General features: G+C 74.3%; 19 protein-coding genes. 8 read left to right on the top strand and 11 right to left on the bottom strand.

The genetic code is table 11. The features are described from left to right. Position 1: 1 nt before the first annotated feature. The 5 genes from ACWCHM_RS10575 (at position 2) to ACWCHM_RS10555 (ending at position 4,600) form a co-directional block, all read left to right on the top strand. On the top strand, positions 2–1,030 hold the full coding sequence (locus tag ACWCHM_RS10575; protein WP_454222280.1) for an AfsR/SARP family transcriptional regulator: 1,029 nt from the start codon (positions 2–4) through the stop codon (positions 1,028–1,030). Next, positions 1,027–1,374, top strand: a complete 348-nt coding sequence (locus ACWCHM_RS10570; protein ID WP_281897121.1) for a TcmI family type II polyketide cyclase — start codon at positions 1,027–1,029, stop codon at positions 1,372–1,374. Before ACWCHM_RS10575 ends, ACWCHM_RS10570 begins: the two co-directional genes overlap by 4 nt. 192 nt (positions 1,375–1,566) lie before the next feature. Further along, positions 1,567–2,877, top strand: a complete 1,311-nt coding sequence (locus tag ACWCHM_RS10565) for a hypothetical protein (protein WP_454222279.1) — start codon at positions 1,567–1,569, stop codon at positions 2,875–2,877. Between the two features lie 251 nt (positions 2,878–3,128). Continuing rightward, positions 3,129–4,190: an IS110 family transposase gene (locus ACWCHM_RS10560; RefSeq protein WP_454218960.1), complete on the top strand. Its 1,062-nt coding sequence runs from the start codon at positions 3,129–3,131 to the stop codon at positions 4,188–4,190. Positions 4,191–4,393: 203 nt separating this feature from the next. After that, entirely contained in the window at positions 4,394–4,600 is a 207-nt protein-coding gene (locus ACWCHM_RS10555; protein WP_204960603.1) for a hypothetical protein, read from the top strand. Between the two features lie 346 nt (positions 4,601–4,946). Here the strand turns inward: ACWCHM_RS10555 and ACWCHM_RS10550 are convergent, their stop codons facing one another. From ACWCHM_RS10550 to ACWCHM_RS10530, 5 genes are all read right to left on the bottom strand, one after another. Then, positions 4,947–7,055 carry an amino acid transporter gene (locus ACWCHM_RS10550; RefSeq protein WP_454222278.1) on the bottom strand — a complete coding sequence of 703 codons (2,109 nt, stop codon included), beginning with the start codon at positions 7,053–7,055 and terminating at the stop codon, positions 4,947–4,949. Positions 7,056–7,172: 117 nt separating this feature from the next. Beyond that, complete coding sequence (locus ACWCHM_RS10545; RefSeq protein WP_454222277.1) at positions 7,173–7,583, bottom strand: hypothetical protein; 411 nt, start codon at positions 7,581–7,583, stop codon at positions 7,173–7,175. A gap of 205 nt (positions 7,584–7,788) precedes the next feature. Then, positions 7,789–8,538: an aminoglycoside phosphotransferase family protein gene (locus ACWCHM_RS10540; RefSeq protein WP_454222276.1), complete on the bottom strand. Its 750-nt coding sequence runs from the start codon at positions 8,536–8,538 to the stop codon at positions 7,789–7,791. Between the two features lie 74 nt (positions 8,539–8,612). Next, positions 8,613–9,383, bottom strand: a complete 771-nt coding sequence (locus tag ACWCHM_RS10535) for a DUF5995 family protein (protein WP_204960600.1) — start codon at positions 9,381–9,383, stop codon at positions 8,613–8,615. Between the two features lie 116 nt (positions 9,384–9,499). Continuing rightward, complete coding sequence (locus ACWCHM_RS10530) at positions 9,500–12,487, bottom strand: helix-turn-helix transcriptional regulator (RefSeq protein WP_454222275.1); 2,988 nt, start codon at positions 12,485–12,487, stop codon at positions 9,500–9,502. Positions 12,488–12,679: 192 nt separating this feature from the next. Here ACWCHM_RS10530 and ACWCHM_RS10525 point away from each other — a divergent pair, with 192 nt between their 5' ends. Then, positions 12,680–15,046, top strand: coding sequence for an AAA family ATPase (locus tag ACWCHM_RS10525; protein WP_454222273.1), 2,367 nt, complete (start codon positions 12,680–12,682; stop codon positions 15,044–15,046). 7 nt (positions 15,047–15,053) lie between these two features. Here ACWCHM_RS10525 and ACWCHM_RS10520 read toward each other — a convergent pair whose 3' ends face one another. The 6 genes from ACWCHM_RS10520 to paaI all read right to left on the bottom strand — a co-directional run bounded on the left by ACWCHM_RS10520 (position 15,054) and on the right by paaI (position 21,207). Further along, a complete protein-coding gene (locus ACWCHM_RS10520) occupies positions 15,054–16,064 on the bottom strand; it encodes an ABC transporter ATP-binding protein (RefSeq protein ID WP_454222272.1) in 1,011 nt (336 codons plus the stop codon). Further along, positions 16,061–17,104: an ABC transporter ATP-binding protein gene (locus ACWCHM_RS10515; protein WP_281897104.1), complete on the bottom strand. Its 1,044-nt coding sequence runs from the start codon at positions 17,102–17,104 to the stop codon at positions 16,061–16,063. The genes ACWCHM_RS10520 and ACWCHM_RS10515 overlap by 4 nt, the downstream gene beginning before the upstream one ends. Beyond that, a complete protein-coding gene (locus ACWCHM_RS10510) occupies positions 17,101–18,051 on the bottom strand; it encodes an ABC transporter permease (RefSeq protein WP_454222271.1) in 951 nt (316 codons plus the stop codon). Before ACWCHM_RS10510 ends, ACWCHM_RS10515 begins: the two co-directional genes overlap by 4 nt. Continuing rightward, positions 18,048–18,992 (bottom strand): ABC transporter permease, encoded by a 945-nt coding sequence (locus tag ACWCHM_RS10505; RefSeq protein WP_204960595.1) that lies wholly within the window; start codon positions 18,990–18,992, stop codon positions 18,048–18,050. Before ACWCHM_RS10505 ends, ACWCHM_RS10510 begins: the two co-directional genes overlap by 4 nt. 9 nt (positions 18,993–19,001) lie before the next feature. Next, positions 19,002–20,537 (bottom strand): ABC transporter substrate-binding protein, encoded by a 1,536-nt coding sequence (locus tag ACWCHM_RS10500; protein WP_454222270.1) that lies wholly within the window; start codon positions 20,535–20,537, stop codon positions 19,002–19,004. A 157-nt stretch (positions 20,538–20,694) separates the two neighbouring features. Next, positions 20,695–21,207, bottom strand: a complete 513-nt coding sequence (paaI, locus tag ACWCHM_RS10495; protein WP_454222269.1) for a hydroxyphenylacetyl-CoA thioesterase PaaI — start codon at positions 21,205–21,207, stop codon at positions 20,695–20,697. 258 nt (positions 21,208–21,465) lie between these two features. Here paaI and ACWCHM_RS10490 point away from each other — a divergent pair, with 258 nt between their 5' ends. Together ACWCHM_RS10490 and crcB are read left to right on the top strand one after the other, a co-directional pair. Then, complete coding sequence (locus tag ACWCHM_RS10490) at positions 21,466–21,999, top strand: FluC/FEX family fluoride channel (protein ID WP_454222267.1); 534 nt, start codon at positions 21,466–21,468, stop codon at positions 21,997–21,999. Further along, positions 21,996–22,358 carry a fluoride efflux transporter CrcB gene (crcB, locus tag ACWCHM_RS10485; RefSeq protein ID WP_454222266.1) on the top strand — a complete coding sequence of 121 codons (363 nt, stop codon included), beginning with the start codon at positions 21,996–21,998 and terminating at the stop codon, positions 22,356–22,358. Before ACWCHM_RS10490 ends, crcB begins: the two co-directional genes overlap by 4 nt. Positions 22,359–22,429: the final 71 nt, after the last annotated feature.

Raw genomic sequence — 22,429 nt, 5'->3', positions numbered from 1 at the left:
CATGCCTACACTTTCGTTGACCGAGAGTAATCATATTGGTAGTGTTCGTGCCGGCCGGCCCGGCTCGGCCGCGCAGGGAACCGGCCACGGCGTCGCGGGGGACCCCGTCGGGACACCGGACGATCTGGACCCAGGTTTCCGTGCAGGGGGTGCGCCCGTGACCGGTCATGCCAGCACGCCGACCAACGGCGCTCCGGTACGCCTGCACCTGCTCGGCGGTTTCCGGCTGCTGCACGGCGACACCCCCGTGGTGGTCCCCCGGGGGCTGCAACGGGTGATCGCCCTGATCGGGCTGCGCCCCGGCGCCACCCGCAGCAACCTCGCCGGGCTGCTCTGGCCCGAGGTGCCCGAGGAACGGGCGTTGTCGTCCCTGCGCACCGCCCTGTGGCGGCTACGCCAGGACCCCTGCTGCCCGCTGCTGGTCAGCGGGGACACCGTCCGCCTCGATCCGGCCGTCCGGCTCGACGTGGACGACCTGGTCGCCACCGCCGCCCGGGTCCGCGACGGGGGTGACCCGCGCGCCGCCGCCGACGCGCTCGCCGCCGGCAGCCGCGACCTGCTCCCCGGCTGGTACGACGACTGGGTCCTGCTGGACCGGGAACGGCTGCGCCAGCTCCGGCTGCACATGCTGGAACAGCTCGCCGTCGACCACCTCGACGCCGGACGGCACGGCGAGGCGTTACAGGCCGCCCTGGAGGCGATGGCCGCCGAACCGCTCCGCGAGACCCCGCACCGCCTGGTGGTGCGCATCCACCTCGCCGAGGGCAACGCGTTCGAGGCGGTGCACGCCTTCTACGTCTACCGGGACCTGCTCATGCGGGAACTGCGCCTGGAACCGTCCCCCGCGATGTGCGCCCTGGTCGACGAGACCCTCGCCCCGATCCGGCAGGCCACCCGCCGCACCCCGGCCGCCCGCCGTCACGATCCGGCCGGACGGCGTGACGACGAGGTGACAGCCCCACCACCAGGGTGGACCCACCGTGAGCCCTGGACCGATCGGGGCGCGCCACCGGCGAGAGGGGTCCGATGAGCCGTCTGGTGATCGTCAGCAGGATCATTCCCGGCGCGGAGGGGCGGGTCGCCCAGATCTTCGCCGAAGCCGACGCGACCGAACTACCCGAACTCACCGGGCTGCGCCACCGCTCCCTGTACCGCCTGCACGACCTGTGCGTACACCTGATGGAAACCACCGAGGTGGACGTCGACACCCTGGTCACCGCCCGCCGGCACCCGCTGTACCAGCGGACCAACGAACGGTTGTCGGCCCACACGTCGGCGTACCTGCCGACCTGGCGGTCGCCCCGGGACGCGCCGGCCGGCTGCTTCTACAGCTGGGACGTCTCCGACGCGCCCAGCCCGGAGCCGCTGCGCTGAACCGCCGCCGGGGCGCGGAGCCCTCCCGACGTCGACGCCCTGTCGTGACGTCGATACCGCCCGACACCGGGCATTCCACCTGCGCAACGAGGTGTGGTCCTCCCTGTCGTCCGACATTCGCGTATGCAAAGCTGCGGCGGGTTTTCGCGTTTTCCTCGCGATCTCAACGACATACGCGATAGGGAGGTAGCCGTGCCGTCAACTGTCGGGCAGTGGCTCGTCGTGATCTTGGCTCTGCTGGTGGGCCTGGCCGGAGGCTGGGCGCTGTGGGGGCGGCAGAAGCCGACCACCGCCACGCCCATCGTGGAGGGTGACCCGGTGGTGGGGCTCTCCCCGGAGGAGAAGGCCGCCGCCACGATCGACGCCCCGCGCCCGGCCGCCACCCTCGACACCTCCCCGGCACCCGCCGCCGCTGCCGGCACGGCCGTCCCCGCCGAGTCCTCCGCTGCCGCTGACTCCGCCGCTCCCTCCACCGCCTCCACCGCCGACGTCGAGGACGCCGCCGTCAACGGCACCTCCAGCACGGTCGCCGCCGACCGGACCGCCCCCCTGCCGGACCTCGCGGACGAACCCACCACCATCGACCTGACCGGCCGCACCACCCGTGACGACGCGCCCGGAAGCGGCGTCACCGATGAGGCCACCGCGCCGGTTCCCGCGCCCCGGACCACCGTCGAGGACCCCCCGGACAGCGCGGCGGCCGACCTGCCGGCACCAGCCCCGGTGGCCCCGGAGCCGGACGCCACGGCCCCGGTCACCGCCTCGGACGTCACCCCGACTGACGCTTCGGCCCCGGCTGACACCTCGGGCCCGGATGACGCTTCGGCCCCGGCTGACACCTCGGGCCCGGATGACGCTTCGGGTCCGGATGACACCTCGGCCCCGGCTGACGAGCCGGACTCGGCCGGTGAGCCGACCCCGGCAGTCGCGTCGACGCCGGTTGATGAACTGACGCCGGTTAACGAGCCGACCCCGGCCGGTGAGCCGACGCCGGTCGACGGGTCGATCCCGGCCGGCGTTGCGGAAGCCGAGCCGGCCGATGCGTCCGAGCGCACCTCACCGCGAGTGCCCGACGTGGACGACGTCCCGGTCTCCGCAGAGCCGGTGATCCCGACGCAACGCACCCCCGACGCCGACAGCGCCCCGGTTCCGGAGCAAGCCCCGGTTCCGGACGGTGCCCCCGCCTCGGACGGTGCCCCGGTTTCACCGGGTGCCTCCGTCGCCGACGTCGCGGCGGCGCAGGACGAGCCGGTGGACGACTTCCGGCGTATCCAGGGGATCGGCCCGAAGCTGGCCGCAGCGCTCCAGGCTGCCGGCATCCGCAGCTACCGGCAGCTCGCCGCGCTGGACGAGACGAGCCTGCGGGAGACGATCCGTGCCGCCGGGCTGCGCGCCACCGCGAGCCTGGCCACCTGGCCGCAGCAGGCACAGGTGCTGGCCGGTGCGGGTGCCGAGGCCGAGCGGGTGCTGCCGACGCCGACCGGCACCGACAGCCAGGACTGACTGTGAGGCTGGCGGGGTCGGTCCGCAGGTGATGGGCTGATGTCGGCAGCAGCGGGCGTGACTCTAGGTCTGACTGGCTTCGTGCCTTTCGCGGGACTTGTCCACCCACTGCTGCCGGCGCCCGGCCCGGCGGGAGACGTTTGGCCTGATCAGGAGCTTGACCGCCAGTTAGCGGCTGGCGTGTCTCATCACAGTCCTGCCATCTCCGCACCGGACCGGACCCTCGCGTCCCCACGGTTTGGAGAGAACGCATGTCCATGCTGGCAGATCTGGTCGAGGTCGTCATCGGCGTCGACACCCACAAAGACACCCACACCGCCGCCGTGCTCGACACCCGCACCGGCGGGGTCCTGGCCCGAGCTACGGTGACCACCGATCCGGACGGCTACGCGCAACTGGTAGCCCTCGCCGATGGGCAGTCAGGACTACGGGCCTGGGCCCTTGAAGGCGCCGGCGGCTATGGCGCTGGCCTTCACCGCTATCTGGCCGATGCCGGTGAGCTGGTCGTCGAGCTGGACCGCCCGAAGCGGCCCGCCCGCCGGGCCGGGGCGAAGTCCGACCCGATCGACGCCGAACGCGCCGCCCGCGACGCTGTGGCCCGCACCCGGCTGACGCAGCCTAAAACCGGGCCTCAGCGGGCCGCGTTGCAGATGCGGCTGACCGCCCGCCGAGCGGCTGTCGAGGCCGCCACCGCCGCCCAGCGGCAGCTACACGCGATGGTCATCACCGCGCCGGAGACAGTGCGAACCCGCTTCCGCGGGCAGAGCACCCGCGCGATGATCACCACCGCCGGCCGGCTACGACCCACCACAACCAGCGGTGACATCGAGGTCACCACCGCCCTGACAGTGCTACGTGACCTCGCCCGACGCATCCGGACCCTGGAAACGGAAGCCGCCGGCCACGAAGCGGCCATCCGCACGATCGTGCGTTCCTGGCGGCCGGACCTACTCGACCTCACCGGCGTCGGACCGATCGTCGCCGCGACCATACTCACCGCCTGGTCCCACCCCGGACGCTGCCGCAACGACGCCGCGTTCGCCATGCTCGCCGGCACCGCCCCGATCCCCGCATCCTCCGGCAAGACCATCCGCTACCGCCTCAACCGCTCAGGCGACCGGCAACTCAACCGTGCACTGCACACCATCGCTCTGTGCCGCCTCCAACGCGACCAGACCACCCGCGCCTACGCCGAACGCCGCCGCGCCCAAGGCAAAACCGACCGAGAGATCAAACGCTGCCTCAAACGCTACATCGCCCGAGACCTCTACCGACGCCTCGAAAACCCGCCCCAACCACTTGACCCGGCATAGGAGCGTCCGCCGAACCGACGGCGAGGGCTGGTGGACACGTGCGAGGCGTGTCCACCAGCCCTCGCCGTCGTCCGGTACGCGGTGGCCACCGTCGGTGAATTGTGCACCATAGCGCTGACCGTTCCGGAATACCGTTTACCCGGTCCCGGCCATGGGGTACATGGGCGTCACCTCGAACATCACACAAGCCGGGAGGCACCCCCATGCGCGGTACGTCGATCCTCGGAGTCATCGTCGTCATCTGGCTGGTCATCGGCGCTATCGCCGCTGGTCAGCGGGGCTATTACGGGAACGACGACACCAACTGTGCCGAGGCCGGCACGATCCTGGTGACGATCGTGGCCGGGCCGCTCAACTACATCGGCGCCAACCCGAAGATCGACTGCAAGCTCCCCGAGCCGTCGAAGTAAGCCGCAGCTTCCCGGCCCGCGCCCACCCCTCGGGGCGCGGGCCGCGTCATGTCCGCTCCAGATCACCCCCTCCCGCGCCCGCCACCCCACACCCCCTAAGCATCCTAGGAACCCATCCCACAAGCTCCCTCCACCCCTCCACCCCTCCACCCCTCCACCCTCTCCCCCTCCATCGACAACCGCCATGCAGTGATCAAGGGGTTGTGGACCGGTGATCAAGAGGTTTCGGTCAGAAAAGCGTGCTCCGGTGACGCAAACCTCTTGATCACCGAGCAAAGCCGGGGGCGGGCGGGGCCAGCGCGGGGCGGGGGGCGGGGGCGCGGGGGGAGCACGGGGTGGGTGTGGGTCAGGCGCCTACGTGGATGCCGGGGCGGCGGGAGGGGTCGGGTTCGCTCTTGCGGATGATCTCGCGGACCACGGGTGGGGTGTCGCCCCGACCGAGGATCAGGTAGCGCAGCAGGTGGGCGATAGGGTTGCCCTCGGACCACTCGAAGTGGGCGTGCGGGCGGACCCCTGTGCCGTCGCGCAGCGCCAGCAGGATGGCGGCGATCGCGTTCGGCACCGCCGGGCTGCTGGCCCGCAGCACCCGGAAGCCGCCCACCTCGACCCCGTGCACCCACAGCACCTGGCTGAACTCCGACGGGTCCACCACGTCGATCTCCAGGAAGAGCACGTCGGAGGCGCCCGGCACCGGGTTCATCCCCCGCTGTGCCCGCTCCTTGACCCGGTACTCCTTGAGCGCGCCGCTGTCGCGTTTGTGGGCGATCAGGTGCAGCCGGCCGTCGTGGGCCAGCGACTCGGCGACGAACCGTCGGGCCGGCTCGTCGAACTCGATCCGTTCGGTGCGCAGCTCGGTGGTCCGGGTGATCCGGGAGACCAGCGACACCACCACGATGCCGGCGATGAACATGCCGGAGATGGCGAGCCCGTCGGGTTTCTCGATGACGTTCTCGGTCAGCGCGTAGAGCAGCACGGCGGTGAGCAGCGCGAAGCCGGCGGCGGCGAACCGGTGCCGGGCCCGGACGGTCGCGATGGTCACCGCCACCGCGCCGGAGACCATCATCGCCAGGATGCCGGTGGCGTACGCGCCGGCCTGGGCGTTGACGTCGGCCCGGAAGGCGACGGTGATGACGATGCTGATCAGGGTGTAGACCAGCACCACCGGCCGGACCGCCCGCCCCCACTCCGGCGCCATCCCGTACGACGGTAGGTAGCGCGGCACGATGTTGATCAGGCCGGCCATCGCCGACGCCCCGGCGAACCAGAGGATCAGCACGCTGCTGATGTCGTAGAGCGTGCCGAACCCCTCGCCGAGCCGGGCGTGGGCCAGCCAGGCCAGCGCCCGGCCGTTCGCCGCGCCGCCCGGCTGGAACTCCCGGGGCGGGATCAGGACGGTGGTGACGAACGTGGTGGTCAGCAGGTACACCGACATGATCAGCGCGGCGGCGGTGAGCAGCCGGCGGGTGTTGCGGATCCGCGCGGCCAGCCGCTGCCCACGGTTCTCGCCCGCCCCGCGTACCAGGGGCATCATGCTCACCCCCGTCTCGAAGCCGGACAGGCCGAGGACCAGCAGCGGGAAGGCCAGCACCGCCGGGCCGACCAGGTCACCCACGCCGGAACCCCCGGCGGTCAGGGCGGCCGTCCAGTTCCGCACGGTGTCCGGGTCGGCGGCGATCCCGGCCAGGCCGTCGGCCACGATCACCGCGTTGAGACCGAGGAAGACCACCACCAGGGGTACGGCCACCAGCACCGCCTCGCTGAACCCGAGCAGGAACACCCCGCCGAGGACGAGCAGCAGCGCCACCGTCACCAGCACGGCCACCCCCTCGCCGTGCGGCGCCGACGACGGCAGGTACGGGTTCTCCAGCAGGTGCACCGTGGCGTCGGCGGCGGAGAGGGTGATCGTGATGATCCATGAGGTGGCGACGAACCCGAGCAGCACCAGGACGAAGATCTTGCCCCGCCAGAACGGCAGCAGCCGTTCCAGCATCGCCACCGAGCCCTGCCCGTGCGGGCTCTCCCGGGCGACCCGCCGGTACATCGGCAGCATCCCGAGCAGGGTCAGCGCCACGATCAGCAGGGTGGCCAGCGGGGAGAGCGCCCCGGCGGCCAGCGCCGCGATGCCCGGCAGGTAGGACAGGGTCGAGAAGTAGTCGACCCCGGTCAGGCACATCACCTGCCACCAGGGATGCCGACGCTGGCTGCCCTCCTCGGTCTCCGGGCCGACCGGCTGCACCCGGTACGCGAACAGCCACCGGCGCAGCGCGCCACCGGGCCGGGCCGGCCGGGCGTGACTGTTCACGCACTCCGGCAGGCCCACCGGCCCGGGTCGGGTGCGCTCACCCTGGCCGGCGTCCCGGGCCTCGCGTAGCGCCCGCCCGTGCCCCCGTGGCGGCGCGTTCCCCCGTCGTTCCCGGGTCCGCCGTCCCCGCGTCCCGTCCCGCCCGTCCGCCATCCGCCGACCGCCCTCGTGTCCCCTGTCCCCGACGGTAGGCGCTGGAGGCGGCCCGGCCGGCCGGAACAGGGGAAGCCGGGGTCGGGCGGGCCGGCCGGAACAGGGGAAGGCGGGCAGTCAGGCGGGACCGGGCCGGTCGACCGGGGTGCCGTGCAGGGCCGCCAGCAGGGCGTCCGGGTCGGTCACCGTCACGGTGGCCGCCGGATGGCGCAGCCACCGGCCGGGGGCCAGCCCCGGCACCGGGGTACCGAACCGCAGGCACACCCCGGCCGCGGTGCCGGTGCCGAAGGTGACCCCCCGGTCGGCCAGGGACAGGTGCGGCCCGACGGCCCGCCACCAGCGGTACGGCCCGCCGCGCCGGGCGTCGACCACGTTCGCCCGGCCGGTCCGCAGCCGCCAGCGGCCGAACCGGATCACCAGTTCCGCATCGTCGAGCAGCACGTCGCAGGTCTGCGGCCGGATGCCGAGCAGCGCCAACGGCACCCGGAACGGCGGATCGAACCGGAACGCGAACCGGTGTGCGGGCATGACCGACGGGTACCCCGGGCGGGCCGTCCGACACCCGGATCCCGCCAACCGGCACGGCGACCTCGGGCCGACCGCACAGCTGCCGTGCGACCGGGGCGGGCCCGTGGGTGCCGTGCCACCGGGGCGAGCCCGTGGGTGCCGTGCGACCGGGGCACGCCCATGGGTGACGTGACCGGCCGGGGTGGGCGCACGCCGGCCGGCCGGGTCACGTCAGGGCGCGGGTCCAGTCGTCCACGTGGGCCGACAGGTGCTCGGCGACGGCCCGCCAGTAGGGGCCGTCCTCGGCGTGGATCCGGGCCCAGGGCTGCACGCCACGCCGGGCGCCGTCGCACAGCAGGTCGTACATGGCCCGCGCCCGGGGGCCGAGGGTCGCGGCGAGCGCGGGACGGTGCGCCGCCGGCAGGTCGTATCCGTCGACCAGGGCGCGCAGCCGGCGGGCCGAGTCGGACACCGGCCGGTCGGGGCGCATCCCCGCCATGGCCTGCGCGGCGTACGCCAACTCCCAGCGGCGGGTGCCGGGGCCGGCACCGTCCCAGTCGATCAGCACCCAGCCCCGGGGGGCGCGGACCAGGTTCCAGGGGGCGGGGTCGTGGTGGCAGATCAGGTCCGTGCCGTCGGGGCGGATCGGCACCTGCCAGCGGGCCGGTTCGGGGGGCACGAACCCGGCGGTGGCACGGTGCAGGTCGGCCAGCAGCCGGCCGATCGAGGGCAGGTCCGCCGTCGGGTAGAGCCCCGAGGGGTGGCCCGGCTCCCCCGGCACGTACTCCAGCACCTGCCGGCCCTGCTCGTCGCGGCCCAGCGGCCGGGGCGCGCCGTCGAAGCCGACGGCGCGCAGGTGGGTCAGCAGGGCGTCGACGGCGTCGGTCCACGGGCCGACCGGCCGGCGGACGGTGTCGCCGACCCGCACCACGCCGGTGGTGACGTTGCCGGGCAGCGGTTCCTCGGTCGGGCGCATCCGGTCATCCTGGCGTAACGGACGCGTCCCCGCGCCCCGGTTTCCCGGGGCGCGGGGACCCCCCGTCCCGGCTGCTACTGCAGGAACGCCCCCAGCGGTGACAGCAGCAGCCGGCCGAGCGCAGCGGCATTGTCGTCCAGCCGGGTGCGCTCGCCGTCTCGGGCCTGCGGATCGTGCCGGCAACGCCAGATCTTCTGCGCGTTGCGCCAGGCCACGTCCCTGGTGTATTCGACCAGTTCGCCCTGGTACCAGTCGTCGATGTCGCCGTTGAGCATGTCCAGGAGCAGTTGCCACCGCTCCAGGTAACCCCGCCGCAGCGACGGGATCTTGTCGGCGAAGATGTCGTTGATCTTGAGGTAGTCGCGGTGCTGTTCGGTGCCGTCCACCGGCTCGGACTCCAGGTGGTCGAACGTGGTCACCAGGGCGAACGGCAGGTCGAAGTTGATGTGCGCGTTCACCCCCGCCGCCGCCGACGGCAACGGCCGGGCGTCCGGGCCACGCATCCGCTTGAACAGGCACGCCCAGGCGCGCGGGGTGGTCGGGCTGGACTCGGTCCACAGCCGCATCGCGTCGAAGTAGCGGGCGGCGAACTCCACGTCCAGCCGGGACAGGAACACCGGGTCGGCGAAGTAGTCGTCGTAGAGCCCCTCCAGCACCCGGCTGGTGATGGTCAGGTACAGCCGGTTGAAGTCGGCGAGCGGGCAGCTGCGCTCCAGCGGCGGCAGCCGCACCAGCAGGTCCTGGAGCTTGGTGAGGTGGTCGACCACCGCCGGGACGTCCTCCGGGTGGTCGGCGAGGAGATCGACGATGTCCGCGTGGACGGGCCCCCAGACCGGTTCCGTCATGTCTCCTCCACAGTGGTCGGGGCAGCGCCGCGCCGTCGTTTCCGAGAGACAGCCTGTCAGCCTCGGCCGCAGCGGGGATCAGTAGAACGACGTATTCGCCCGCGTCGGACGTACGCTCACTCGCCCCGGTTACGCAGGTGGATGGCGCTGGCCTGGACCCTGGTCCGCACCTGGAGCTTGTCGAAGATGTGCGACACGTGCACGCCGATGGTGCGTTCGCTGATGAACAGCCGCTGGCCGATCTCCCTGTTGGTCAACCCTTCGGCCACCGCGGCGAGCACCTCCCGTTCCCGCGCGGTCAGCGGGGCCAGCTCGTCGGGCCCGGGCGGCACGGCGGCCTCCCCCGCTGCGACGGCACGGCGGCTACCCGCGCCCGGCGACCGGGAGCCGCCCGTGCGGGGCGTCGGGACCCGCCCCGCAGGCTGGACCCTCCCGGTCAGTTCCACCCGCGCCCGGCCGGCCAGCGTCCGGATCTCGCTGGTCAGCGGCACCGCACCCAGGCTCGACGCCATCTCGTGGGCCTGCCGCAGCAGGGTGCTCGCCGCACCGCTGCGGCTGCGTCGGGCCAGCAACGCCTCGGCCTGCCGCAGCCGGGAGTAGGCCGCCGGGTAGGGGTGGTTGCGCCTGTCCCACTCGGCCGCCGACCGGGCCCAGGCGTCCGGATCGCCCCGGCCGTCGAGGCGGCTCAGCTCGGCCGTGCACAACGCCAGGAAGCCGTCGGCGATGACCCGTACCGGCCCGGCGGCCGTCGCGCTCTTGGCCGCCACCCGGTCGACCGCGTCACGCAGCCGGCGGAGGGCCGTCTCGTCGACCGCCACGGTACGGCTCGCGTGCGCCTCCGCCTCCGCGCGCAGCCCGTGCCAGGCCAGCGTGCCCAGCAGCACCACGTCGTCGGAGCGGCTCTCGGTCAGGCCCCGCTGCACGGCCTGCCGGGCCACGTCGTGCCGGCCCTGCCACATCGCCAACCCGGCCCGCAGGATCAGCATCGGCAGGACGTGCCGGGGCGCGCCACCGCCGGCCAGCATCGTCGCCACCGCCTCCAGGTCCCGGTCGGACGCGGCGACGTCGCCGTACCCGACGGAGAGCCGGCAGCGGGCCAGCAGCAGCTCGACCGCGTCGGCGCCGGACGGGCGGTGCCGCAGCGCCGCCGCGACCACCTTCTCCGCCTCCGCCCACTGGCCGACCCGGAACAGCCCGTTGGTGGCGATGGCCAGCAGCCGGGTCTCGTAGGTGCGGCCCAGGCCCAGCTCGGCGACCCGCTCGGCACCCCGGCGGGCCACCACCACCCCCTCCTCGAGGATGTTCAGCGGCCCGGTCAGCAGCTCCGCCAGGTGCAGGTACGCGCAGGCCACGTCCTCCGGGCCGCCGGAGCGTTCGGCGGTCTCCAGGGCCCGACGCACCACGGCCAGGCCGGCGTCCGGGTCCTCCAGGAACGCCTCGCTGAAGCCCAGCGCGGAGCTGGCCAGCACCACCTCCGTGGTGCTGCCCTCGACGGACGCGGCCAGCTCCAACGCCGTACGGGCGCGCTGTCCGGCATCGGCGTACCGGCCCTGCAGGACCAGCAGGTGGGCCAGTTGGGCGGCGGCGGCGGCCCGTTCCCGGGCGGTGCAGTCGACGGACTCCAGCACGCTGCGGTACTCCGCCTCGGCGGGGGCGGACCGGCCGGCGGCGGCCAGGTAGCGGGCCCGTTGGATACGTACCGCGCAGGACGGGTCGAGCGGCTCACCCCCGGTCAGCTCGGCCAGCAGGGACAGCGCGCGGGCGTGCTCGCCGCTCTTGTGGGCGGCCTCGGCGGCCCGCTCCAGCAGCGCCGTCCGGTCCACCTCGGGTGGGGCGTCCGCCGGCCCGGTGACCGGTGTGGCGGCCAACTGCAACGCCGCCGTCCAGTGTCGGTGCGCCTCGGCGAAACCGTGCAGCCGTTCGGCCTCCCGGGCGGCGGCCATCGCCGCCGGCAGGGCCCGACCGGGTTCACCGGCCAGCCGCCAGTGGTGGGCCAGCCGGGCCTGGTGCAGCTCTGCCGGAGCCCGGGTGAGCGCCTCGGCGTAGCGGCGGTGCAGGCCGGCGCGTTCCGCCGGGAGCAGTTCGTGGGCGAGCACCTCGGCGACCAGCCGGTGCCGCAGCCGGTAGCCGTCGTCCGCGCCGACGAGCAGCCGGTGGGCGACCGCCTCGCGCAGCGCCTCGATGAGTTCGGCCTCGGGCAGGCCGAGCACCTCGGCCAGCAGCCAGTGTTCGACCGGTTCGACGCCCGCCGCCACCGCGTGCACCGCGGCGTGCGCGTGCCGGGGCAGCGCGTCCACCCGGGACAGGAAGATCTCGCGCAGCGTGTCGGACAGCCCGTCGCGGCCGTCGCGCAGGTCACGGGCCAGTTCCTCGACCACGAACGGGTTGCCGCCGCTGCGCTGCCAGACCTGGTCGGCGGCCTCCGGGGCGAGCGGCGCGCCGACGATCCGGGCGGCCAGCAGGTCGGTGCCGGTCCGGTCGAGGGGGGCCAGGTCGAGCACCCGCACCGACCGCAACCGACGTAGCTCGGTGAGCACCCGGCGCAGCGGGTGGGCCCCCTGCAACGACTCGGCCCGGACCGCCGCCAGCACCGACAGTTGCAGTTCGCCCAGCCCGGCGAGCAGATAGAGCAGGAGTTGCCGGGTGGTCCGGTCCACCCACTGCAGGTCGTCGAGGACGAGCACCAGCGGACGGCCCTCGGCGATCAGGCTCAGCCCCCGGGAGACCCGTTCCAGCAGCGCCCCGGCGCTGTCCGCGCCGCCGCTGTCCGCGGCGAACGTCCGCAGCAGACCCCGCACCGCCGACGAGGTGCGGGCCTGGCCGGCGGTGAGGTCGGCGTCGAAGCGGCGTAACGCCTGGAGCACCGGGTGCAGCGGGGAGGCGTCGCCGATGTCCAGGCAGGAGCCGGTGAGCACCACCGCTCCCGCGTCCCGCAGCCGCGCCGCAGCCTCGGTGAGCAACCGGGTCTTGCCCACCCCGCTCTCACCGGTGACGAAGACGGCGGCGGTCTGCCCGGGGCCGATCTCGTCGTGGAGCGCGGCGCGCAGCACCGCCAGCTGGTCGGCGCGGCCGACGAGCGGTGCGCTGTCCACATCGCTGGCCATGTCCGCAGCCTAGTCACAGGTTCCCGCACCGTTCTACGGGATTGATCCGGCATTGGTACCTCTCGCGTCGACATTGCGACTAAAGGCGGCGAGCGGCAGACATACGTCGTTCGGCAGATCCCCCGTCAGCCCGGTGGTGACAGTCTCCGATCGTCGTCATCAGCAGCACCGCGCAGGAAAGGGGTGGGTGTGATGCCACTGTCCACGGTCGGCACCGGTCGGGAAGACGCCACCGCGACGCCCTGGCCGGTGCCGCAGGAGCGGCGTACCCTGACCGTCCTCTTCGCCGACATCGTCGGGTCGACCGGGTTGACCGAACGGCTCGACCCGGAGGACGTCCGGGCGGTGCAGTTCGCCTATTTCGACACCGTCGCCGGGGTGCTGCGCCGCTGGCAGGGCACGGTGGAGAAGTACGTGGGCGACGCGGTGATGGCATTGTTCGGTGCGCGTACCTCCGACGGGTTGGACGGCTACCGGGCGGTGCGGGCGGCCCTGGAGATCCAGGCCGCGCTGGACCGGCGGACGCTGCCCGGCGGGGTGACGCTGCGGGTCCGGGTCGGGGTCGCCACCGGCGAGGCGGTGGTCGACCTGGCCGCCGCCCGCGACGGCGGGCACGGCATGGCCTCCGGCGCGGTCCTCACCACCGCCGCCCGCATCCAGGAGTACGCCCCGGCGGGCGGTGTCGTCGTCTGCGCGGCCACCCACCGGGCCACCGCCGGCCTGGTCGACCAGCACGCCCTCGCCCCGGCCAGCCTCACCGGCAAGGCGCTGCCGGTGGACGTCTGGCGGGTCACCCGGCCGATCCGCCACCTGCCGGTCCGGCACGACGGCCCGCTGATCGGTCGACGCCGGGAGGTCGCCACCGTCCTGGACCAGCTCACCCGGGCGGTCCGTGAGCATCGTCCACGGTGGGTGGCCCTCACCGGCCCGGACGGGATCGGCCGCAGCCGGTTGCTGGCCGAGCTGCGCCACCGGCTGCCCGAGGTCGACGGCCGGGCGGTGCGCTGGGCGGTGGCGCACTGCCCGCCGTACCCGGAGCAGGTGTTCGGACCGGTCGCACAGCTGCTGCGGGACCTGGCGGGGCTGCCCGCCGGCGACCAGCCGGTCGCGGTCCGCCCCCGGCTGGCCGCCCTGGTCGACGGGCTGGTCCCGGCGGGCCAGGTCGGGCCGACCGTGGCGGCGCTCGCCGCGCTGTTGGACGCACCGGACCGGTCGGCGGTCGCCGGGGCGGCGGCGGTACGCCGGATCCTGCTCGCCCTGGCCGCCCGCCGGCCGGTGGTGGTCGGCGTGGACGACCTGGACCGGGCGGCCCCGCAGCTGGGACATTTCCTGCACGCGCTGTTCGCCGCCGCGACCGACCGCGGCCTGCCGCTGGCGGTGTTGGCCACCCACCGGCCTGACCGCACCGACCCGCTGCCCGCGCCGGCCGGCCGGCACCGGGTCGCGCTGGCCCCGCTGGGCGCCCTGCACACCGGCCGGTTGCTGCGTCGGCTGCTCGTCGACTCCGGCCGGCCGGCTGCGGTCGCCGCCCGCCTGCTGCCGCTGGTCGCCGGCCGGCCCGGCCACGCCGCCGCCTACGTCGAGGCGGTGCCCCGCCCGCACCCGGGCGGTGGTCCGCCGGCCGGCCCGGTGGTGGAGCCGGCGCTGCCCGAGTCGCTGCGTCGGCGCGCCGCCGCCCGGTTGGACCGGTGCGACGGCGTCCACCGGGCGGTGCTGATGGCCGCCGCGACGCTCGACGTGCCGGTCACCGCCCCGGCCGTGGCCGTGCTGCTCGGCTGGGCACCGGAGCGGGTCGCCGGGGCGCTGCGCCGGCTCACCGACGCCGGCCTCCTGACGCCCTCTGCCCGGGGCGGGCTGGTGGTGGCCGACCCGGCCCTGCGGCGCTGCGCGTCCGACCGGTTGCCCCGCTCGGTCCGCGCCGACTTCACCCGCCGGGCCGCGTCCGCCGGGCAGGCCGGCACCGGTACCGCACGGGCCGGGACCGCCGGACCGGTCGGCACCGTCGCCGGCCGGGTCGCAGTGACCTGGCGGGTCGGGGTGTCGGGGCGGGTGACGCCCGCGCACCGGGCCGCACCGGGCCAGCAGGTCGGTGCCACCCGGGCGGCGGCACCGGGCCGCCGGGCCGGGTCCGCCGGCCGGGCGCACCGCGCGGGGTCCGCCGGGCGGCGGCCCGGGGCGGGCCGGGCGGCGGCTGCGGCCGGGGTGGTCGGGCAGCTCCCGCGCAGCCTGGCCACGGGGGCCGGCACGGGTCATGCCACGGCTGGCGGCGGACCCGACCGGGGATTCCGGCCGCGAGCGGCCGGGGCCGGGACCGCCAGGCGTCACGGGCCACGCCTGTGGTCCGGGCACGCCGAGGGTGGGCGGCCGGCGTGGACGCCGGCCGGGGCCGGACGACCGACGGCGCTGCCGGGGCGGGCCGCCCGACGGCTGGCCGTCGTCGTGCCGCTGCCGACCCGACCGGCAGGCGTCCGCGCTGTCCAGGGGCCGCCGACCGGGCGGCGACGACGGGGGAAGGGATTGCCGCCGCCCGCCGTGCCGTTACCGGCGCGCGCCGCCTGACCCGCCGCTACCGGGGTCCGTCGGCGGGTGGGTCGGCGCGCATGGCGCGTACCGCCTCCCCGGCGAACAGGCACGCGGCCCGGTGGCCGGGGGTCACCTCGACCGGGGGCGGGTCGGTGTCGGCGCAGGCGGGACGGGCCTGCGGGCAGCGGGTGCGGAACCGGCAACCGCTCGGCGGGTCGGTCGGGCTGGGCAGGTCACCGGTGAGGATGATCCGCCGCCGGTTCCGTTCCACCCGGGGGTCGGTCACCGGGACCGCCGACAGCAGCGCCGCCGTGTAGGGGTGGGCCGGCTCCCGCCACAGCTGCGCCGGGGTGCCGGTCTCCACGATCCGGCCCAGGTACATCACCGCGATCCGGTCACTGAGGTGTTCCACGGCGGCCAGGTCGTGCGCGATGAACAGGTAGGTGAGCCCGAGGTCCCGTTGCAACCGCCGGAGCAGGTTCATGATCTGCGCCTGCACGCTCAGGTCGAGCGACGCGATCGGTTCGTCGAGGACGATCAGGTCGGGTTCCCCGGCCAACGCGCGGGCGATGCCGACCCGCTGGCGTTGCCCGCCGGACAGCTCGTGCGGGTGCCGGCCGGCCGTCTCCGGTCGCAGGCCCACCAGGTCGAGCAGTTCGGCGACCCGGTCCCGGCGGGCCTGCGCCGAGGGGGCCAGCCGGTGCACCACCAACGGTTCGGCGATGCTCGCGCCGACCGTGCGGCGCGGGTCCAGCGACGCCTGCGGGTCCTGGAAGACCATGGCCACCCGGCGACGCAGCCCGCGCAGCCGGCGACGCGACCAGCCGGTGACGTCCTGGCCGCCGACGACGATCCGGCCGCCGGTCGGGGCCACCAGCCGCAGCAACGCCAGGCCGGTTGTCGACTTGCCGCTGCCGGACTCCCCCACCAGGCCCAGGGTCTCGCCCGCCCGTACGGTCAGCGACACCCCGTCCACCGCCCGCACCGGCGGGCCACCGGGACTGGGGAACCAGACGGTGAGGTCGTCGAGTTCGGCGATGGTTCCCGTGCTCATCGGTCCTCCGGGACGGCCTGGTCCGGGTCGTCCCCGGCGACTGTGGGACAGAAGGTGCGCACCAGGTGGGCGGGGGTGATCGGGACCAGCGGGGGCAGCTCGTGGGCGCAGCGGGCGTCCCCGCGTACCGGGCAGCGGGGCCAGAACGCGCACCCGGGCGGCAGGTCGAGCGGGCTGGGTGGCGCACCCGGGATCGCCGCCAGTTCCTCCCCCGCCGCGCCGGGCCGGGGCCGGGCCGCCAGCAGGGCCCGGGTGTACGGGTGCCCCGGCGCGACGAGGACCGCGTCGACCGGGCCCTGCTCGACGATCCGGCCCCCGTACATCACCGCTACCGTGTCGGCGATCCCCGCCACGACCCCGAGGTCGTGGGTGATCCAGACGACCGCCGTGCCGAGCCGGCGGCGCAGGTCGGCGACGAGTTCCACGATCTGCGCCTGGGTGGTGACGTCCAACGCGGTGGTCGGCTCGTCGGCGATGAGCAGGGCCGGTTCGCAGGCCAGCGCCATCGCGATGACGACCCGTTGCCGCATCCCGCCGGAGAACTCGTGCGGGTGGGCGTCCACCCTCCGCCCGGGTGCCGGGATACCGACCAGGTCGAGCAGCTCGACGGCGCGGGAACGGGCCTGCCGCCGGCTCATCCCGAGGTGTTCCTCGCACGCCTCGGCGACCTGCCGGCCGACGGTCAGCACCGGGTTGAGTGTGGTCATCGGGTCCTGGAAGACGAAACCGACGTGCCGGCCCCGCCACCGGCGACGGTCCGACCCGGACATGTCGGTCAGGTCCCGGCCCAGCAGCCGGACCCGGCCGGTGACGGTGGCGGAACGCGGGGCCAGCCCGGTGGCGGCGAGCACGGTCATGCTCTTGCCGCTGCCGGACTCCCCGACCAGGGCGAGGGTCTCGCCGGGGGCCACCGACCAGTCGACTCCCGCGACCGCGCGGGCCGGGCCGTTGCGGGTGCCGAGGGTGACCGTCAGGTCGCTGATCTCCAGCACCGGCGTGTCCCCGGCGACCCGGGGCGACGGTACGGCGGGTGCGCTCATCGGGTGCTCCTGCGGGCTTCGCCGACGGTGAGCTGGCGGGGGTCGAGCACGTCACGCAGGGCGTCCCCGACCAGGTTGAACGCCAACACGGTCAGGAAGATCGCCGCGCCGGGGAAGAACCCCAGCCACCAGGCGTCGGTGACGAACCCGCGCCCGTCGTAGAGCATCCGGCCCCAGGCCGGCGCGGGAGGCTGGACGCCCAATCCGAGGAAGGACAGCGCCGCCTCGGACAGGATCGCGAACGCCAACGACAGCGAGGTCTGCACGATCAGCGGGGCGGCGATGTTGGGCAGCACGTGCCGGCGCAGGATGCGCAGGTCGGAGGTGCCGATGGAGACGGCGGCCCGGACGAAGACCTGCTCCCGTACGGCCAGCACGCTCCCCCGGGTCACCCGGGCGAAGATCGGGGTGTAGACCACCCCGATGGCGGTCATCGCGGTGACCAGCCCCGGGCCGAGGACCGCGACGATCGCCACGGCGAGCAGCAGCACCGGGAAGGCGAACAGCACGTCCATGGCGCGCATGAGGACGTTGTCCGCCCAGCCGTCGTACCAGCCGGCGAGCAGGCCGACGGTGACCCCGACGGCCAGGGCGATGCCGACGCTGACCAGGCCCACCTGCAACGACACCCGGGCCGCCACCAGCACCCGGCTGAGCACGTCGCGACCCAGTTCGTCGGTGCCGAACGGGTGCGCGCCGCTGGGTGGACGCAGCATCTCCTCGACGTCCACGTCGTTGATCCCGGCCGGCGCGAGCCACTGCCCGGCCAGCCCGACGACCAGCAGGACCAGCAGCACCACCGTGCCGGCGACGGCCGGCGGGTCGTGCCGCAGCGCGGCCAGCGCACGGCGCAGCGCACCCGCCTCGACGGCCGCCGACGGGCGGTCGTCGACCTGGTCGACAGGCGGCAGGGCGGCAGGGGTCGACGCCCGGTCCCCGGCGCTCATCGCAGCGTGATCCTCGGGTCGAGGCGGGCGTAGAGGACATCCACCAGCAGGTTCACCAGCAGGAACAGGGTGGCCACGAAGAGCACCGCGCCCTGCAGCACCGGATAGTCGCGGGCCTGGACGGCGTCGTAGGTGAGCCGGCCGACGCCCGGCCAGGCGAACAGCACCTCGATCACGATCACCCCGCCGATCAGGCTGGCCACCTGCACCCCGACCACGGTGACCACCGGGATCAGCGCGTTGCGCAGCACGTGCCGCACGACCACCACCCGGGGGCGCAGCCCCTTGGCCTCGGCGGTGCGGACGTAGTCCTCGGCGAGCACCTCCAGCACCGAGGACCGGATGAACCGGGTGAGGATGGAGGCGGTGACCAGGCCGACGGCGGCGGCGGGCAACGCCACGTGCGAGGCCCAGCCCACCGGGTCGTCGGTGAGCGGCACGTACCCCGACGGGGGCAGCCAGCCGAGCACCCCGGCGAAGAGCAGGATGCCCATGATGCCCGTCCAGAAGTCGGGGACGGAGACGCCGAACTGGCTGAACACCCGGGCGGCGTGGTCGACGAACGATCCGCTGCGCACCGCGGAGAGCACCCCGAGCGGGAAGGCGACGAGCAGGGCGAGCAGCACGGCGGTCACCGCCAGGGACCCGGTGGCGGGCAGCCGTTCCAGCACGATCGTGGTGACCGGCCGGCCACTGCGGAAGCTCACCCCGAGGTCACCGGTGAGCGCGTTGCCGACGTAGCTGAGGTACTGCACGACCAGCGGACGGTCCAGCCCGGAGCGTTCCCGCAGCGCGTCGTAGGTCTGCTGGTCGAAGCGGGTGCCCAGGGAGACCCGGACCGGGTCGCCGGGGACCAGTTGCAGCAGCAGGAAGACCACCAGGGTCACCCCGAGCAGGACGACGACCGACTGGAGCAGCCGCCGCAGGACGAAGCGTCCCACCTCGCCCCCTCAGCGGTTCAGGGCGACGTCGCGGAACCGGATCGCCCGGTCGGAGCGGACCTGGTAGCCGGTGACCCTGGGGGACCAGCCCTGCACCACGTCCGGGTTGTAGAGGTAGATGTAGCTGGCGTCGTCGACGATCTGCTTGGCGGCCCGCTCGTACGTCTGCTTGCGGGCGGCCTCGTCGGTCTGGGTGCGGGCCTGGTCGAGCAGGGTGTCGACGGCGGGGTTGCTGTATTTGTGGAAGTTGAACGTGCCGCCGGTGCGGTGCTGGGCGTAGTAGAACTCGTCCGGGTCGAGGTTGCCCAGCCAACCGAGCAGGAAGGCGTCGAAGTTGCCCTTGCCCTGCTCGTCGAGCCACTGGGCGAAGTCCAGGGTACGGATCTTGACGTTGATCCCGACCTCGGCGAGCTGGGCGGCGATCACCTGGGCGGCGGTGACCGTCTCCGGGTACTCGCTGGTGACCATCAGGTCCATGGTGCGGCCGGTGACGCCGGCCCCGCCGAGCAGTTGCCGGGCCTGCTGCGGGTCGTGCCGGTACGGCGCGTAGTCGTAGTACCAGGCGCTGCCCTTGGGGATGGCGGTCTGGTTGGCGGTGGCCTGGCCGAACTTGGCGGCCTTGGTGATCGCCTCCCGGTCCAGGGCGAACGCGACGGCACGGCGCACGTTCACGTCGTCGTACGGCTTGCGTGCCTCGTTGAGGGCCAGGTACCAGTAGTCGGTCGAGGGGGTGGTGGCGACGGTCACCGCGCCGTCCTCCTTGAGGGCAGGCACCTGCTGGGGCGGCAGGTTGTCGGTCCACTGCACCTCGCCGCCGCGCAGGTTCTGCCACGCCACCGTCGGGTCCTTGACGAAGGTGAAGGTGACCCCGTCGAGCTTCGGTTTCGGCCCCCAGTAGGCGTCGTTGCGGGTCAGTTTGATGGTGTCGCCGGAGGTGTAGGCGGCGACGGCGAACGGGCCGCTGCCCACCGGCCGGGTCGTGATCGCGCCCGACTCCACGTTGGACTTCTGGACGATCGCGACAGCCTTGAAGCCGCCGAGGTTGGCCAGCAGGTTGGGGGTGGGCGCGGTCAGCGTGAGCACCACGGTGGCCGGGTCGGGTGCGGTCACGGTCTTGACGGTGGTGAACCGGTACGCCGCGTTCAGCTTCTCGTCGATGATCCGCCGGTAGGAGTAGACGACGTCCTGCGCGGTCAGTGGCGACCCGTCGGAGAACCGCACCCCCTCGCGGAGGGTGAACGTCCAGGTGAGCTGGTCGCTGCTGGTGGTCCACTTCGTGGCCAGCGCGGGCCCCATCTTCAGGTCGGCGTCCGGCTCGACCAGGGTGTCGTAGACGTTCTCCAGCACCTGGAAGCTGTGGTAGGCCGACGTCTTGTGCGGGTCGAGCTGGTCGGGTTCCCCGCCGATGGCGGCGGTGAGCGTGCCGCCCGTCGATCCTCCGGCGGTGGACCCGCCGTCGACGTCGACGCTCTCACCGGCGTCGCAGCCGGCCAGCGCGGTCAGGGCGACGGCGAGCACCGCCGCGACGATCGTCGATCTGGTCATGGACTCGGTCACCCTTCGTCGCCTGGCAGATCAGAAGGGCGAGTCTTCTCCGCCGGGCAGGGCGATGTCAATAAAACCCAGCCAAAGCAGGGCGAAATACCGGAAATCACTGCGATCGACGGCCGTCGTGGGTGGACGGTGCACAGCGGACCGTCCCCTACCGACCCTGTTTCCCGTCGGACGCCTGGCAAACCCCGTCAGTCGTCGCGGGGCGGGCGAGGGTGCGGCTGCGCCCCCGGAACTCGGCCACCACCTCGCCGTCACGGGTGACGGTGACGTCGTAGATGCCGCTGCGGCCGTAGCTGACGCGTTCGGTGGCGGACGCGGTCAGCAGGTCGCCCTCGCGGACCGGGCGCAGGAAGCTGATCTCGCCGCCGGCCGCGACGGTGGCCGGGCCGTGCGTGTTGCAGGCCAGCGCGAAGGCGGTGTCGGCGAGCAGGAAGACGAACCCGCCGTGGCCGATGCGGTGACCGTTGAGCATCCCGGCGGTCACCCGCATCCGGGCCACCGCCGTGCCGTCGGCGGCATGGACCAACTCGATGCCGAGCCCCCGGGACGCCACGTCGGCGTCGAACATGTCGTGGGCCGCGGTCCGGGCCGGCGGCACCGCAGCGCCGTCGGTCCCCCCGGCGAGGTCCGCTTCACGGGGGTACGGGCTACGCTCCGGCACTGCTCCTCCTGAGACGGTCGGGGCACGCTGACGATCGGGGCACACCGACCGTCGCGCCGCTGACGGTCGGGGCACGACGACCACCGGCCGCCCCGCCGACCGTACGCCGTCGGCGGGCACCCGCCACGGCACCCGGGCCGGCCGGGCTATGCTCACGGACGAGTCGGCGGTGGGGCCCGCCGTCCCGGCCCGACCGGGAGAACCGCGCGGACGCGCCAACGGTCCCTGCCAGTGCTCCCGAACTGGTGGGAGGTCCCGGTGACGTCACCGTCGTCGCGGCGCGTCGATCCCGACGTCGACCTGCGGGTCCCGGCCGACCGGGGCGAGCTGGCCGCGCACCCGGCCGCCGTGCTGGGCGTGGTCGCCGCAGGTGGGGCGCTCGGGGCGCTCGCCCGCGCCGGGGTGCAGGCCGCCCTGCCGCACTCCCCGACCGGTTTCCCCTGGTCCACCTTCACCGTCAACGTCACCGGGTGCCTGCTGATCGGGGCGCTGATGGCGGTGCTCGGCCGACGGCGGGCCGGCCCGCTGGTCCGGCCGCTGCTCGGGGTGGGCGTGCTCGGCGGGTTCACCACCTTCTCCGCGTACGCCATGGACGTGCACCTGGCGCTGGCCGCCGGGGCCGCCACGACGGCGCTGGCCTACCTGGCCGCCACCCTGGTCGGTGGGCTCACGGCCGTCGCCGCCGGTGACGCCCTGGCGGGCCGGCTGCTGGACCGCGCCGACCGACGCCGCCCCGGCGGCGGGCCGGGCGGCCCGGCGGCGGGGCGGACCGGCCGGCGGGAGGTCCGGTGACCGTGCTGCTGATCGCGCTCGGCGCGGCGCTGGGCGCACCGCTGCGCTACCTCACCGACCGGGCCGTGCAGGCCCGGCACGACTCCCGGTTCCCGTGGGGGACGCTGACCGTCAACGTCGCCGGGTCGCTGCTGCTCGGCGCGGTGGCCGGGGTGCCCGCCGGACCGACGGTGACCGCGCTGGTCGGCACCGGCTTCTGCGGCGCGCTGACCACCTGGTCCACCTTCGGCTACGAGACGGTACGCCTGGCCCGGGCCGGCGACCGCCGGTACGCGCTGGCCAACGTCCTGGTCAGCGTGCTCGCCGGGCTGGGCGCGGCGACGCTCGGCTTCGCCCTGGCCCGCGCGCTGACCGGCTGACCGGCGGCCCCCTCAGCGGACCGGGGTCGCGGCCCGCCCCGGACCGGGCACGTGGTCGTGGTCGTGGCCGT

The sequence above is a fragment of the Micromonospora sp. SCSIO 07396 genome (assembly GCF_053667945.1).
Note: the sequence above shows the minus strand (reverse complement) of the source record. Positions and strands in the feature narration are given on the sequence as shown.

What these genes read in the sequence shown, in the direction of transcription:
- ACWCHM_RS10575 (WP_454222280.1), top strand. Translation starts at nt 2, where the DNA reads ATGCCTACACTTTCGTTGACCGAGAGTAATCATATTGGTAGTGTTCGT.
- ACWCHM_RS10570 (WP_281897121.1), top strand. Translation starts at nt 1,027, where the DNA reads ATGAGCCGTCTGGTGATCGTCAGCAGGATCATTCCCGGCGCGGAGGGG.
- ACWCHM_RS10560 (WP_454218960.1), top strand. Translation starts at nt 3,129, where the DNA reads ATGTCCATGCTGGCAGATCTGGTCGAGGTCGTCATCGGCGTCGACACC.
- ACWCHM_RS10555 (WP_204960603.1), top strand. Translation starts at nt 4,394, where the DNA reads ATGCGCGGTACGTCGATCCTCGGAGTCATCGTCGTCATCTGGCTGGTC.
- ACWCHM_RS10550 (WP_454222278.1), bottom strand. Translation starts at nt 7,055, where the DNA reads ATGGCGGACGGGCGGGACGGGACGCGGGGACGGCGGACCCGGGAACGA.
- ACWCHM_RS10545 (WP_454222277.1), bottom strand. Translation starts at nt 7,583, where the DNA reads ATGCCCGCACACCGGTTCGCGTTCCGGTTCGATCCGCCGTTCCGGGTG.
- ACWCHM_RS10540 (WP_454222276.1), bottom strand. Translation starts at nt 8,538, where the DNA reads ATGCGCCCGACCGAGGAACCGCTGCCCGGCAACGTCACCACCGGCGTG.
- ACWCHM_RS10535 (WP_204960600.1), bottom strand. Translation starts at nt 9,383, where the DNA reads ATGACGGAACCGGTCTGGGGGCCCGTCCACGCGGACATCGTCGATCTC.
- ACWCHM_RS10530 (WP_454222275.1), bottom strand. Translation starts at nt 12,487, where the DNA reads ATGGCCAGCGATGTGGACAGCGCACCGCTCGTCGGCCGCGCCGACCAG.
- ACWCHM_RS10525 (WP_454222273.1), top strand. Translation starts at nt 12,680, where the DNA reads ATGCCACTGTCCACGGTCGGCACCGGTCGGGAAGACGCCACCGCGACG.
- ACWCHM_RS10520 (WP_454222272.1), bottom strand. Translation starts at nt 16,064, where the DNA reads ATGAGCACGGGAACCATCGCCGAACTCGACGACCTCACCGTCTGGTTC.
- ACWCHM_RS10515 (WP_281897104.1), bottom strand. Translation starts at nt 17,104, where the DNA reads ATGAGCGCACCCGCCGTACCGTCGCCCCGGGTCGCCGGGGACACGCCG.
- ACWCHM_RS10510 (WP_454222271.1), bottom strand. Translation starts at nt 18,051, where the DNA reads ATGAGCGCCGGGGACCGGGCGTCGACCCCTGCCGCCCTGCCGCCTGTC.
- ACWCHM_RS10500 (WP_454222270.1), bottom strand. Translation starts at nt 20,537, where the DNA reads ATGACCAGATCGACGATCGTCGCGGCGGTGCTCGCCGTCGCCCTGACC.